At 40.4% G+C, this 14,753-nt stretch carries 8 protein-coding genes; 7 read left to right on the top strand and 1 reads right to left on the bottom strand.

What is annotated here, in order from left to right:
• Nucleotides 1-29: 29 nt before the first annotated feature.
• The gene (locus tag HMPREF2867_RS01365) at nt 30-374 is read right to left on the bottom strand and encodes a hypothetical protein (RefSeq protein ID WP_256263049.1); all 345 of its coding nucleotides are present in this window, start codon (nt 372-374) and stop codon (nt 30-32) included.
• 595 nt (nt 375-969) lie between these two features.
• Between HMPREF2867_RS01365 and HMPREF2867_RS01360 the strand changes: the two genes are divergently transcribed.
• From HMPREF2867_RS01360 to HMPREF2867_RS01330, 7 genes are all read left to right on the top strand, one after another.
• Entirely contained in the window at nt 970-5,322 is a 4,353-nt protein-coding gene (locus HMPREF2867_RS01360) for a glycoside hydrolase family 70 protein (protein ID WP_083306738.1), read from the top strand.
• A 778-nt stretch (nt 5,323-6,100) separates the two neighbouring features.
• A complete protein-coding gene (locus HMPREF2867_RS01355; RefSeq protein ID WP_070575249.1) occupies nt 6,101-10,084 on the top strand; it encodes a mucin-binding protein in 3,984 nt (1,327 codons plus the stop codon).
• Between the two features lie 269 nt (nt 10,085-10,353).
• Nucleotides 10,354-11,103 (top strand): MBL fold metallo-hydrolase, encoded by a 750-nt coding sequence (locus HMPREF2867_RS01350; protein WP_070575243.1) that lies wholly within the window; start codon nt 10,354-10,356, stop codon nt 11,101-11,103.
• Nucleotides 11,104-11,240: 137 nt separating this feature from the next.
• Nucleotides 11,241-11,804 (top strand): sugar O-acetyltransferase, encoded by a 564-nt coding sequence (locus HMPREF2867_RS01345; protein ID WP_060972269.1) that lies wholly within the window; start codon nt 11,241-11,243, stop codon nt 11,802-11,804.
• Between the two features lie 149 nt (nt 11,805-11,953).
• Nucleotides 11,954-12,364, top strand: a complete 411-nt coding sequence (locus HMPREF2867_RS01340) for a MarR family winged helix-turn-helix transcriptional regulator (protein ID WP_060972268.1) — start codon at nt 11,954-11,956, stop codon at nt 12,362-12,364.
• A 25-nt stretch (nt 12,365-12,389) separates the two neighbouring features.
• Nucleotides 12,390-13,775, top strand: a complete 1,386-nt coding sequence (locus HMPREF2867_RS01335) for an MFS transporter (protein WP_060972267.1) — start codon at nt 12,390-12,392, stop codon at nt 13,773-13,775.
• 165 nt (nt 13,776-13,940) lie between these two features.
• Nucleotides 13,941-14,699 carry a CPBP family intramembrane glutamic endopeptidase gene (locus HMPREF2867_RS01330; protein WP_070575252.1) on the top strand — a complete coding sequence of 253 codons (759 nt, stop codon included), beginning with the start codon at nt 13,941-13,943 and terminating at the stop codon, nt 14,697-14,699.
• Nucleotides 14,700-14,753 lie beyond the last annotated feature (54 nt).

Below are 14,753 nucleotides of genomic sequence, written 5' to 3'. Positions count from 1 at the left end.
TTTTTTCTGTCTAACTTTTGGGGTGCAGTTCAGTCATAAGCAAAAAGGACAGAAGCTATATAAGAAATGATGCTTGTGTATAAGAAGTTTTTATTACCTTTTTTACGACCAATACCTGTTAAAATAGTTGCAATGATAAAACTAATCAAACTAGGTGCTAGGAAAATTATTATAAGTATTCCCCAAGGATCTGACAGACCTAAGAGCAAGAATAAGACAAGATAGACTATGGCTAAATAAAAGGCAATTGACAGGAGAATAGAAGCAACTCTGTTGTCTGGAGAATTATTCTTAATGAGGTCCGGCTTAATGACCTCTTGACCAGTCTTACCCTTATCTTGGCTTGTGTTGAAGTTTGTATGTTGTACTGACATCTTTCTCACCTACCCCCCTATTTGTATTTAAGTAGGTTAACTCTTTTCACCTTTATTATACTCCTTTTTTTCCTTAGTTTCAGCAAGGTCGATAGGCTTTTGAGCCATTTTTATAAGATGAATTGTTGCTCGTGTTCTGCTTTCTTACTGGCACTATAGGTCCCAATTTAAAGCCCTTACACCTCACTAAGTAATGAATGGCTTAGATAGTTAGAATTTAGTTTTTATATGAGAAGCTAGACTAAAAAAGACACCATCTTAACAGACCTAATGGTTTGGTAAGGATGGTATTTTTTGTCGCTTTGAGAGAAGTGCCTTAAGGATTTTGTGAATTTTCATTAGATTTCCTTGTAATCCCATTAAAAGAAGTACCTTATCAATAATCATTCTAAATATCTATAGAGTGTCAGTTATCTTTTTCTCAACAACACTAAAATGAGCATGTTTATAATGCTAAACACTCATTTAAAACTAATGTCATTAAAGTAATAAAAGGACTTTTCTAAAAATTATGAAAATTTATCGAATCTTATTGAAAAAAAGCTTTCAATGATTTAGAATGAAGCTATAAATGGGAAAAAGGAGTCTTTTTATTATGGACAAAAAAGTACATTATAAGATGCACAAAGTTAAGAAACAATGGGTAACCATCGCAGTTACAGGGATGTCGCTCGGTGCAGTCTCAGCGGTTTCTTTAGGAACTAACGACGGTGTCGTTCAGGCCGACGAACATACGGATGCTACTGTAGCCATCCCCGATATTACTGTTGATACGGGTACTGTATCTAACGATACAACGGCTGCTCAGGATCCAACTACAGCAGTTGCAGCGACAAATGATGTCGCAACTGACCAAGCAGCTCCAACAGCAACTTTCGATTTGACAACTGATACAACAAATACAGTTGCAGCGAATGCTGTTGATACGGCAGCGACTGTCGGTACTGATCGTGCGGCAACTACAACAGATACAACAGCAACCAATGATACAGCTGTTGATACGACAAATAACAACACTACAACTGACACAACAACAGTTACTGATCGCGCAGCGACACGTGAACGTCGTGCGACTGGTGCTCGACGTGGTCCTACAGGAGGCCGTCGTGCTACCCCAGTTAACGGCAATACAAATAATGCCAACAATACTGTCACAGTAGTAAACAACGACCTTCCAGCAACTAACAATGTCGTAACTGATGGTCCAAGTCACATCAAAACAATTGATGGTAAACAATACTACGTTGAAGATGACGGTACTATTCGTAAGAACTATGTCCTTGAACGTAACGGCGGAAGCCAATACTTTAATGCTGAAACTGGTGAATTGTCTAACCAAAAAGAATACCGCTTCGATAAGAACGGTGGAACAGGTTCATCAGCTGATAGCACAAACACAAACGTTACTGTAAATGGCGATAAGAATGCCTTTTATGGTACAACTGATAAAGATATCGAACTTGTTGATGGTTACTTTACTGCCAACACATGGTACCGTCCAAAAGAAATCTTGAAAGATGGTAAAGAGTGGACTGCCTCAACTGAAAATGACAAACGTCCATTGCTTACGGTTTGGTGGCCAAGCAAGGCTATCCAAGCGAGCTACCTCAACTACATGAAGGAGCAAGGTCTCGGTACCAATCAGACCTATACGTCATTCAGCTCACAAACTCAAATGGACCAAGCAGCGCTTGAAGTTCAAAAACGTATTGAAGAACGTATTGCGCGTGAAGGTAACACTGACTGGTTGCGTACAACTATCAAAAATTTCGTGAAGACCCAACCAGGTTGGAATTCAACTTCTGAAAATCTTGATAACAGCGATCACTTGCAAGGTGGTGCCCTTCTCTATAACAACGATAGTCGTACAAGCCATGCTAATTCTGATTATCGTCTCTTGAACCGCACACCAACTAGCCAAACAGGTAAACACAATCCTAAGTATACTAAGGATACAAGTAACGGTGGTTTCGAGTTCTTGTTGGCTAATGATATCGACAACTCAAACCCAGCGGTTCAAGCTGAGCAGTTGAACTGGCTCCACTACATCATGAACATCGGTACTATTACTGGTGGTTCTGAAGATGAAAACTTCGATGGTGTTCGTGTCGATGCCGTGGATAATGTCAATGCTGACCTTCTTCAAATTGCTTCAGATTACTTCAAAGCTAAGTATGGTTCTGACCAAAGCCAAGATCAAGCCATTAAACACATGTCTATCTTGGAAGCGTGGTCTCACAATGACCCATACTACAATGAAGACACTAAAGGTGCTCAATTGCCAATGGATGACCCTATGCACTTGGCATTGGTGTATTCACTCTTGCGTCCAATCGGTAACCGTTCAGGAGTTGAACCACTCATTTCAAATAGTATGAATGACCGTTCTGAAAGTGGTAAAAACTCTAAACGTATGGCTAACTACGCCTTTGTGCGTGCTCACGACTCTGAGGTACAATCAATCATTGGTCAAATCATCAAAAATGAAATCAATCCTCAATCAACAGGGAATACCTTCACGCTTGATGAAATGAAGAAAGCCTTTGAAATCTACAACAGAGACATGCGTAGTGCTAACAAGCAATACACACAATATAATATTCCATCAGCATACGCCTTGATGCTTACGCATAAGGACACTGTGCCACGTGTTTACTATGGTGACATGTACACAGATGATGGTCAATATATGGCCCAAAAATCACCATATTATGATGCTATTGAAACCCTCTTGAAAGGCCGTATCCGCTATGCAGCCGGTGGTCAAGATATGAAGGTTAACTACATCGGTTATGGTAATACTAATGGTTGGGATGCTGCAGGTGTCTTGACATCTGTACGTTATGGTACAGGGGCTAATAGTGCTTCTGATACTGGTACAGCAGAAACACGTAACCAAGGTATGGCAGTTATCGTTTCAAACCAACCTGCCCTTCGTTTGACAAGCAACTTGACAATTAACATGGGTGCGGCTCACCGTAACCAAGCTTATCGTCCATTGCTTTTGACAACAAACGATGGTGTGGCTACTTACTTGAATGATAGCGATGCTAACGGCATTGTCAAATACACTGATGGTAACGGTAATTTGACATTTAATGCAAACGAAATCCGTGGTATCCGTAACCCTCAAGTTGATGGTTACCTTGCAGTTTGGGTACCAGTAGGTGCTTCTGAAAGTCAAGACGTGCGTGTAGCACCAAGTAAAGAAAAGAACAGCAGTGGTTTGGTTTATGAATCAAATGCTGCCCTTGATTCACAAGTTATCTACGAAGGTTTCTCTAACTTCCAAGACTTCGTCCAAGATTCATCACAATACACTAATAAGAAGATTGCTGAAAATGCAAACCTCTTCAAATCATGGGGTATCACATCATTTGAATTTGCACCACAGTACGTTTCAAGTGATGATGGTAGCTTCCTTGACTCAGTCATCCAAAATGGTTATGCTTTTACAGACCGTTATGATATTGCTATGAGTAAGGACAATAAGTACGGTTCATTGGCTGACTTGAAAGCAGCTCTTAAATCACTCCACGCTGTAGGTATCTCAGCGATTGCTGACTGGGTTCCAGACCAAATCTATAACCTTCCAGGTGATGAAGTGGTTACAGCAACTCGTGTTAATAACTATGGTGAAACTAAAGATGGAGCAATCATCAATCATAGCCTCTACGCTGCTAAGACACGTACTTTTGGTAACGACTACCAAGGTAAATATGGTGGTGCCTTCCTTGATGAATTGAAACGTCTTTACCCACAAATCTTTGATCGTGTTCAAATCTCTACTGGTAAACGTATGACTACTGACGAGAAGATCACACAGTGGTCTGCGAAGTACATGAATGGTACTAACATTCTTGACCGTGGTTCAGAGTACGTGCTTAAGAATGGTCTAAGTGGTTACTACGGTACAAATGGTGGTAAAGTTAGCCTTCCAAAAGTAGTCGGAAGCAACCAATCTACTAACAACGACAACCAAAACGGTGATGGTAGTGGTAAGTTTGAGAAGAGCTGGGGCAGTGTTTACTATCGTTATAACGATGGCAAACGTGCTAAGAATGCCTTTATCAAAGATAACGACGGAAATGTTTACTACTTTGATAACTCAGGTCGCATGGCAATCGGTGAAAAGACTATCGATGGTAAACAATACTTCTTCCTCGCTAATGGGGTGCAATTGCGTGATGGTTACCGTCAAAACCGTAGAGGTCAAGTATTCTACTACGACCAAAACGGTGTCTTGAATGCAAACGGTAAACAAGATCCAAAACCAGATAACAACAATAACAATACATCAGGCCGCAACCAATTCGTACAAATTGGTAATAACGTTTGGGCATACTACGATGGTAATGGTAAACGTGTGACAGGTCACCAAAACATCAATGGTCAAGAACTCTTCTTCGATAACAATGGTGTCCAAGTTAAAGGGCGTACTGTTAATGAGAATGGTACTATCCGTTACTATGATGCTAACTCAGGTGAATTGGCTCGCAACCGATTCGCAGAAATCGAACCAGGTGTTTGGGCTTACTTCAATAATGATGGTGCAGCCGTAAAAGGTTCACAAAATATCAATGGTCAAAACCTCTACTTTGATCAAAATGGTCGTCAAGTGAAAGGTGCTTTGGCTAATGTTGATGGCAACCTTCGTTACTATGATGTAAATTCAGGTGAGCTTTACCGTAATCAATTCCATGAAATCGATGGTAGCTGGTATTACTTCGATGGTAATGGTAATGCTGTCAAAGGCATGGTTACTATCAATGGTCAAAACCTCCTCTTTGATAACAATGGTAAGCAAATCAAAGGTCATTTGGTTCGTGTGAACGGCGTTGTTCGTTACTATGATCCAAATTCAGGTGAGATGGCTGTTAACCGTTGGGTTGAAGTGAGTCCAGGATGGTGGGTTTACTTTGACGCTCAAGGCCGAGGACAAATCTAATCGTTTCCAAACTGTATGAACCGAGACAGTAGTCTCGGTTTTTATGGCATGTTCGGATTTCGTTAAGGATTTAATGATGGCTGAACAAGTGATTTTAAAACCATCTTGAGTTAGTCATGATAGTCTGATAGTAATCATTACATCTGTAGTTCCATGAAAAAGTAATCATGCTAAAAAAGCTATTAGTTATTTATAACTTAATACGAGAAACTTGAGAAACTGGGGAATTTCATTAAATGGTTCCAATCTATTGACGAAGCGTAAAAGTCAATCTATACTAAAAGTAATGCTAGTTATTCATTGGCATTCCATAGTCGAGGACTAGGCACAGACCTTCTCTGTGCCATTCTCTTAGGTTGTTCCCTTACAACTGAGGTAAGGTTCTAGTCTTTCAAAGATGAGAAGTAGTTGTGATAGTTTATAGTCTATTTCTTATGAGAGTGTCTTTAGGGAGAGAAAGCTCCATTAAAGACTCATCATTTAAGTTATCGGGGTAATCTCATTTTGATGTCACTTTCATAAACTACTTGATAGATATTGCACATTAAAGCACTATTTTTTCACTTAGGGGTTAAAATGATTAAAGTTCTTACACCTTACTTGTAAAAATTCGATTCTCGTATTATAGTATATATAAGAGATATCAAAAATTTTAATCTTTGATAAGAACTTGTTAGCTTCTCCGAGGGAAAATGAAATCTTAATAGAAAAGATTTCCATGAGAACTTAGCAAGTATAGGATTTTATTTCTCATAAAAAGAAGAAAGGGGGAGTATTTTTGAGAGCCTATAGGGAAGATGCGACTGAAGCAGCAGCAAGAACTGCCGAAGAGCATATTGCACATAAATCAGCGGACTCTGATTTAGTTGATACTATAGATCTTTCTAAATTATTGACTAACCCAAAAAGTCGCTCTGACCACAGTGCCCCCTCTCCATTAGATTTTGCTAGAGCAGACGAAGCCCTCTTTGATAATCATGCCCAATCGGAAACCGTGAGGATTCCATCTAAGCAAGAGATTATTTTTCAAGGAGCAGATTCGCAAACTCCAGACCCTGAAGTCATGGAAAATCATGTTTTTACGGGGACTAGAGATAGGAAGACTGGCTTAATCGAATGGGACAAGGACAGTTATACCTATCCTAAGATATCGGTACCAGTTGTCCAGGGCTATTTCGCTGACCAAAAAGAAGCGGGTTTTAACGTTGTCACACCCTATGTGCCAACGGTAACGGAACATGTGACCTATAGGAAATTGGGACGCATTATCCCTGTGACAGAAGATGGGGAATATATTCCAGGTGCTTTGACTAAGCAGTATAACAATAACAAAAAAGATCCACGAAAGGCGGGTGAGACAGCAACACCAGCTGTTCAAGATTATATGACAGATATTAAAAGTGTAGTACCGAACAAACCAGGAGGAGATACTCCGGTTGTGTATCGTAAAATTTTCAAGAAAGCCAGCATCACTTATATTGATGAAACTACCGGTGCTTACTTGGTTAGTGACCAGTTGACCGGGGAATTGGGTGAAGCGATTGAATACGGAACAGCAACACGTATCAAGACTTTCAAGGACATGGGATATGACTTGATTCAGGACGAATTCCCTAAAGATGCCATTTTTGATGATAAGGATATTGATGATCAAGAGTGGTTTGTCCTCTTGCAACACGATGTTGCCAAGGTAGGGCCTGATCATGAACAAGTCCCAGATACTCCAATCAATCCTAATAATCCAGATGGACCTAAGTGGCCATCTAAGTATGCTTACGAGAAAGAAGTAAGCTTCACAGTCTTTTACAAGAGTACAGATGGCAATGCGGATTTACCGGATGCCGATGTGCAAAAGGCTTATTGGGTCCGTACCCTTACCTTTGACAAGGTTACAGGTGAGCTTGTTGACGAGACAGAATGGTCACCAAACAAGACCAAGTATTATGACATCTATGCTCCAGTTGTTTTAGGCTATTTTGCGGATCGAGTAGAAGTAAAAGGTAGAGAGGTTACTGAAGATAACATCGAAGAAACCATTACCTACGTTCCACTTGGTAAGATCATTCCTATTGATGCAAATGGACGCTTGATTCCTAACGTTCCAACGCCAACCTTCAACAACGATGCCAATAACCCAACTAAGGTTAGTGAGACACTTGTTCCCCACATTCCGGGTTACCGTCCAATGCAACAAAGTGTCATGCCTGAGAGCTTGACAGACGATATTCTTGTTGAGTACGCTCCAATCCTTGAAGATGTAACGCAACCAACCTTGCAAACTGTCTTCTTCAAAGGTGCTGGAGAAGCAACACCGTCTGTTAATATTCAGTCTGACTTCACCTTCACTGGTCAGTATAACCAAGCAGAAGACACTTACACTTGGGATCAAGACAGCTATACCTTTGCTAAGGTTAATGTCCCAGTTATCGAAGGATACTATGCGGACAAGGCAGTGGCTGGTATGCAGGTAGTTACACCTGATAAACCAGAAGCCACAGACAGTGTTGTCTATAAAGAACTCGGTAAGATTATCCCTGTTGATACCTTTGGTAATCCAATCGCGGATGCAGAACCAGTTCATTATGCTAATGATCCTAAAGATGCTACGCAAGTTATTGAAACACCAGCACCACAAGTTGCTGGCTACCAAGCTGAAAGTGAATTGGTATTGCCAATTGACCTCAGCCTGGATCAAACCTTGGTTTACGAACCAATCTTGGATGATATCACACAAGATACGAAACAAACGGTTACCTTCCAAGGTGCAGGCTACAAAGATCCAGTTATCAACATTCAAGATAGCTTCAGCTTCCACGGTAAGTTTAACCAAGTGGAACAAACAAGCACTTGGGATCAAGAAAGCTTCACTTATGATGTTGTAGAAGTTCCAGTAGTTGAAGGCTTCTATGCAGATAAACGTCAAGCTGGTGGTCTTGAAGTTCGCCCAGACCTTCCAGAAGTGGAAGATACAGTTACTTACACAGAACTTGGTAAGATTATTCCAGTAGATGAGTATGGTACACCAATCGAAAATGCACCTACTCCAAGCTATAACAATGATCCAGAAGATCCAACCATGGCTATGGAAACAGTCGTTCCAGATGTTCTTGGTTACATTTCTGAAAAGGCCTTTATTACTCCAGAACACCCAGGTCAAGATACCAACGTGGTTTATGCTAAGGATGAGCAAAAAGCTATTATCCTTTACATGAATGAGCTTGATAAGTCAGAATTGACTCGTGATGTTGTCGTCGGAAGCTCAGGTGAGAAGATTGACTACTCTACTGATAAACAAATCGCAAACTTGCTCAAACAAGGTTATGAACTTGTCAACGATGGTTATGCAGAAGCCTTTGACCACACTTACAATGGTGACTCTGACTTTGACCAAGTCTTCGAAGTGGTTCTTCGTGAACGTTTGGTTCTTATCGACCCAGATATGCCAGCACCAGTTGCAGGTGAAGTCGTAGATCCAAATGATGTGAATAGCCCAGTTTGGCCAAATAGCGTAGAGATGCTTGAAAACCGTGCCGATGTGACACGTACCATCCAGTATGTCTTCGAAGAAGGTGGCTTGGCTAGCGACGACTACGTTGAAGTTCTTGATTTCAAACGTTTGGCTAATGTTAACCTTGTGACAGGTGCTATCAATTATGAAGCATGGTCAAGTACTCAAGCTGGCTTCTCAGCAGTTCCTTCACCAGAGGTTGTCGGATTTACACCAGACCGTATGGAAGTCGCTGAAATGACAGAGGTTTCTGTGGAAACTCCTGAAATCATGGAAGTGGTTACTTACCTCAAGGATGCTCAGAAAGCTACAGTCACTTATGTTGACGGTACAACTCGTAAGAAACTTGAAGTGGTCGACTTGCTTGGTAAATCAGGCGAAGTGATTGAATACTCAACAATCGAACGTATCAAGTACTATAGCGACCGTGGTTATACCCTTCTTGCTGATGGCTTCACAAACGGTGTGATCTTTGATGGCGATTCACATGTTGACCAAAACTTCATGGTTACTCTTCGTCATGGTACTGTTCAAGTAGGTCCAGATAACATCCAAGAAGCTGGTACACCAATCAACCCAGCTAATCCAGATGGTGCCAAATGGCCAGAACGCGAAAGCTACATCAAAGACGTAACCTTCACAGTTCTCTACACATCTAGCGATGGACAAGCAGAACTTCCTGCCAATAACATCCAAACTGCTCAATGGACACGTAGTTTGACTATTGACAAGGTTACAGGTGAAGAGCTTGGTTCAAGCTACTGGACTTCAAATAAAGGTCAGTTTGAAACAGTCATCACTCCTGAAGTAGAAGGCTATAGCGCTGATAAGGATAAGGTTGAAGGTAAGACAGTAGGTCAACGTAACCTTGAGGAAACCGTTGTTTATATCCCATTAACAGGCGATATTAACGGTAAACCTAAGGAAGACAAGGCAGACGATATCGTTGTTGAAGAAATCCAAGACCTAGAAGTTCTCGACCAAGTCGAAGAGCAAGTGGAATCTCATGATGGACCAGTTACTTATGGGCCAGGCGATGACTTTGAAGCATCTGTTTCAAGTCAAGCTGAGGGTAAAGGCTCTAAACACAAGATGCCAATTAATCTCTCAAATGAGGAAGAAGCAAGTAAAGGTAAGATTGAAGAAACCATCAATATCGCTGGCTTCACCGTATCGGTAACAGGTCTAGGACTTGGCCGCAACGGACGTAAAAAGAAAAATAAAAAAGATCACAAAGATCAAAAGGACAAATAATATAAAGCCCTGAATGACTCAGGCATGCCCAGACAGAAAGAAAATCTCAAGTTGCTTAGTGCACTTGGGATTTTTTTGTGGATTACCTAACCGAGGTCTGTGGAAACTAAGTATTTTAAACGTAAAAGAAGGTGTCGAACATACGCTGGTATTGATAAAAGTGATGATAAAAACTATAATCTAGTTACAAGAGCTATGTACTAAAATGCTCATTCCATTATTGTTAATGACTGGTTTTTCAATTCATGGTCGTTATAAAAAGAGGTACTATGTCTATTTCGTTTACTTATTGTGGCGTTGCATGTGGCGTCATCTCCATTGATAATCAATTTCATATCGGAATTGATCCTGACTTATCACCTAAAGGAACCTTAGTCCAGTTTAAAGGATTTGTTTCCGAGAAACAAACTGATGTTCATAAGGATAAGTCTCTTCTTAGTAAAGTTGATGTATGGCTAATTACTCATGGGCATCAAGATCATTTGGATGATGTAGGGAAAGATTATTTGAAGGGTAAAACAGTCATTTCTCCTAATAAGAAAATCTTAAATGGCGTGTCATGCTTAAATAATAGTGTTTTAAAATGGGGAGAAGAACAATCATTTCAAGTCGCTGATTACTTTATCACCATTAAAGCTTTACCAGCTTATCATGCCAGCAACTACATCATACGAAAGATTGTTGGTAAAGTGAATGGTTATCAAATATCAATTACAAGTTCGTCAGAAACTAAAGTCATTTATTTTACCGGTGATACTGTTTTGTACCCAGACTTAACAAAAAATGTTCCTAAAAATATAGATGCCATATTTGCTAATTTAGGTGCTGTAAAATCAGGTTCATTTGGTGGACCATTTACCATGGACTTGAAGATGTTAAATCGAATGAAAGATCTCCTTCAACCTAAAAGGATTTATCCCATTCATATAGATGATTATAGTCATTACAAGACAACTAAAAAAGAAGTTGAAGCAGCAGGCTATAGGGTTTTAGCTGTTGGTGAGACCATCGATATATAATTTATTGAGCGAATTGAATACTCTACTAAAATGAACTTGTTTATGGCATTCTTACTCACGTTTGCATTGTAGTCTCGCTTGTGGTAACATCACTTCTATACTACAATATAGGAAAACAACCACAAAAGGAGTATGCCATGCCGACAGAATATGAAAAAATGATTGCGGGTGAGTTTTATAAACCTAGCGACCCTGAGTTACGTGCCCTAGCAGCTAAATCCAGAGAAAACCAAATGGCCTTTAATGTGGAACCTGACCGTCTCAAGAGGGCAGAGATTGTCAAATCTTGGTTTGGTTCGACTGGTCAAAATATTGCCATGAATCCTCAGTTCGTTACGGATTATGGTGTTAATATTCATCTAGGTGAAAATTTTTACTCTAACTGGAATTTGACTATGCTGGATATTTGTCCTATTACGATTGGCGATAACGCCATGATTGGTCCTAATTGTCAGTTTTTAACACCTCTTCATCCGCTTGATCCAACCGAGCGTAATTCAGGTATTGAGTACGGAGCACCTATTACGATTGGTGATAACTTCTGGGCTGGTGGAGGCGTGACTATTCTTCCAGGCGTTACTTTGGGGAATAATGTAGTGGCTGGAGCAGGAGCAGTTGTAACTAAGTCCTTCGGTGACAATGTGGTGCTAGGTGGAAACCCTGCGCGTGTTATCAAGGAAATTCCTGTAAAGAAAGCCTAATCAAGCAACTCAAGGATTTAAGTCCTTGAGTTTTTTTGAAATCTATTGAAAGTTGAGTGGAGATCTTTTGAAAAGTTATTGACATTAGCTTCTAAAACTTTTATACTAAATAACGCTAGTTAGCTAACAATATAGTTAAGGAGTTATTTTTGGACCATTTTGGACGCTTGTTGAAGCAAGCCAATAACAATATGATGCGCCACTTTGATCAGTTTGCTAGGCAGTATGATTTGACTGGAAATCAGATGGCCATTATCGATTTTATAACCAATCATGCTAATCATGAGGTATTTCAACGTGACATTGAGCACGAATTTGAGATTCAGCGTTCGACAACGACAGTTCTCTTACAACGGATGGAGAAAAAAGGCCTTATCGAACGACATACCTCATCGAAAGACGCTAGGCAAAAAGCGGTTGTTTTAACGGATAAGGCAGTAAAAATCGCGTCTGCCTGCCAATCCTATCTTCGAAAAGAAGAGGAAGAGTTTGCCCAGCAATTTTCATCTGAAGAGAGAGAAGTCTTTCTCAAAATCTTACAACACTACCGCAATATTTAAGTTTATATAGGAGGAACAAATACTTATGTCAGACGAAAAAATCTCCACTAAGATCCTGTGTGCCATCTTTGCGACAGGAATCCTTTCTTTTTGTGGAGTGGCTGGTGAAACAGCTATGAACATCACCTTTCCTGTATTGATGAAGGCATTTTCGGTTAATACGTCAACAGTACAGTGGGTTACAACCATCTACCTATTAGTCGTTGCTTGCGTGGTGCCCTTATCTGCCTATCTCAAGCGCTCGTTTAAGATGAAAACCATCTTTCTTGTCGCAAACCTTTTGTCTATCTTAGGTGTTCTCATTGACTTTATAGCTCCTAGTTTTAGCTTTGTTGTTTTGGGACGATTGGTTCAAGGGATGGGAGTTGGTTTTGCCCTACCTCTCATGTTTAACATCATTTTGGAGCAGGTGCCAAGTCGTAAGATTGGTCTCATGATGGGAGTTGGGACACTGATTACAGCAGTTGCACCGGCGATTGGACCAACTGTTGGTGGACTTTTGACGGCACATTTTGGTTGGCGTTCTATCTTCCTCATTCAGTTTCCTATTCTCTTGGCTTCACTGATTGCAGGGCTTCGCTCGATTGAGCAAAAGAGTGAGGTTAAACGTGAATCTTTAGATATCCTCAGTCTACTGGCTACCATCTTTCTTTTCTTGGGCCTGATTTTAGGTCTTCATGGGGTTGCTGAACATGCCTTCTTCAGCTTCTCAGTCTTAGGTTGGCTTTTGATTGGGATCTTAGGTCTTGTCATTTTGATTTGGCGTTCTACAACATTAGAAAATCCCATCATCAACCTCTCTATTTTGAAAAATCGTAAACTGACAGGTCATATCATCGCTTTCTTTTCTTTCCAATTGGGTTCCCTTGCGATGAGTTTCCTCTTGCCAAACTATGTGCAGTTGGTTAACAACTCTAATACCACTCTTGCAGCCTTGATGCTCCTCCCAGGAGCTATCATTGGTGCAGGATTTGCTCCGTTTTCGGGTATCATTTTAGATAAGATGGGAGCTCGTAAACCAATTCTGATTGGAGCAAGCCTTATCGTTCTTGCTCAGTTGCTATTTAGCTTGTTTGGTCTCTCCCTTTCAAATACTTTGATTCTCGCCTTTTACATGATTTTCATGACGGGACTTGGGGTTGTCTTTGGTAATGTCATGACCAATGGACAGAAACAACTGTCGCTTGATCAACGAGCCGATGCTAATGCCATCTTTAACACCCTCCAACAATTTGCAGGAGCAGTGGGAACAACACTAGCATCTCTAATTGTTGCTATGAGTCAAGCTAACCACAAGATTGACTTTGCACGAGCAACGGCTCAAGGTAGTCGAAATGGCTTTGTGGTCCTATTTGTTTTGGCTATTTTCCAACTCCTTGTCTTAGTTAGTGTTGTTAAAAAGAATGATTAATAACAAGTTTGAAGCAAAGGAAACATGCTTTCCCTTGCTTTTTCTTTCCTTAAGCGAACTACTAATTTTACTGCAAATTTTAGTGTTAGTTTAAGGATTATGACTTATAATAAGTTTAAAGAAAAAAAGACCTTTCGTTGTAGATACGAGGAAGAAGGAGAGACTATGTCTTTACTCAAGAAAATGCGTCCCGAACAATCCCTAAAGAATCTGAGGTGGTTTGATATCGGTATTGTTACGCTCATTATGTTTGGACAGTTTATCGTGCGTTCAACCGAAATATATTTGGCGAGTTTGGCTCCAAGCGTTTCCACAGCAATCAGTGAGACAGCAACAAATACAGCCAGTGAAGGAGCAGCTTACTCTAGCAATTTCAACTTGCAGATTATTCTCCTAGCCTTAGCGATTATTTACCTCTGGATACGTCATTTTGACTTTAAACAATTACCTATACGCCTAAAGTGGTCTGTTCTTTTTTGGGTACCCTTTATTTTCGCTATTATGGGCTTGTTCGCCGATATGGTTAGCACCTTGTCAGGACAGTATAATTACTTTAGTCCTCAAGTTTTAGCCTTTGTTAGCCCTATGGCCGTGCTTAATAAATTTATGGCTTTGTCACCTATGGCCATTGCCTACGGACTGTTAAACGGTTTCTACGAGGAATTTTTCTTCTTAGGGCTCTTGACCTCAGTAAAGGAGAAGTATAAGTGGTGGGTCTTGCTCTTTTCAACCCTTGTCCGTGTGTCCTTTCATACCTATCAGGGCATGCTATGGGCTCTGGTTATTGGTGTGGTCTTTGGTATACTCTATTATTTTCTGTATAAATACAAGGTTAAAAACCTCCTTCCATTCTTCCTAGCTCATGCTTTAGCGGATATGTTTGGCTCAAGCCTCATTTATCTCTTGGTCAACTGGAATTATTAGTACAACAACTCCCCTCGTTTAATGTACTGACCCCAAAAAGTTAGACATTTAATT

It is taken from the genome of Streptococcus sp. HMSC064H09, from assembly GCF_001812625.1.
In the GTDB taxonomy this organism is placed as follows: Bacteria; Bacillota; Bacilli; order Lactobacillales; family Streptococcaceae; genus Streptococcus.
The sequence above is the reverse complement of the archived record's forward strand: the minus strand, read 5'-3'. Positions and strand labels throughout refer to the sequence as shown.

Coding starts and splice junctions, on each gene's coding strand:
- HMPREF2867_RS01345 (WP_060972269.1), top strand. CDS start 11,241: ATGCCGACAGAATATGAAAAAATGATTGCGGGTGAGTTTTATAAACCT.
- HMPREF2867_RS01365 (WP_256263049.1), bottom strand. CDS start 374: ATGTCAGTACAACATACAAACTTCAACACAAGCCAAGATAAGGGTAAG.
- HMPREF2867_RS01350 (WP_070575243.1), top strand. CDS start 10,354: ATGTCTATTTCGTTTACTTATTGTGGCGTTGCATGTGGCGTCATCTCC.
- HMPREF2867_RS01335 (WP_060972267.1), top strand. CDS start 12,390: ATGTCAGACGAAAAAATCTCCACTAAGATCCTGTGTGCCATCTTTGCG.
- HMPREF2867_RS01360 (WP_083306738.1), top strand. CDS start 970: ATGGACAAAAAAGTACATTATAAGATGCACAAAGTTAAGAAACAATGG.
- HMPREF2867_RS01330 (WP_070575252.1), top strand. CDS start 13,941: ATGTCTTTACTCAAGAAAATGCGTCCCGAACAATCCCTAAAGAATCTG.